The sequence below is a fragment of the Halohasta sp. A2 genome (genome assembly GCF_056175805.1).
On sequence record NZ_JAQFWV010000365.1, the window covers coordinates 1 to 233 of the forward strand.

Annotated in this window: 1 pseudogene; it reads right to left on the bottom strand. The window is 51.9% G+C overall.

The window, feature by feature from the left end:
- Positions 1 to 233: pseudogene (locus O2S87_RS19450) on the bottom strand (IS4 family transposase); the annotation flags it as partial.

Consider the following 233-nt stretch of genomic DNA (forward strand, 5'->3'; position numbering starts at 1 on the left):
GTCTGCCAGCCTGGCGGTGGATCCGATCCACGGTCTAAGTATCCACCAAGTTTCGCTACGTGTATTGCATACGCTTTACCGTTCTTCCCGCTCAGTTCTGGAAATTTCGTTTCCAGAACTGCGCGTTCGGCCTCGGTCAACAAGACATCTGGTGGAGTTGTACCTTCTCCACGAGCTAACTCACGCAACTCAAGAACCTTCCACGCAATCACCGAGTACACGCTGAGTAAAAC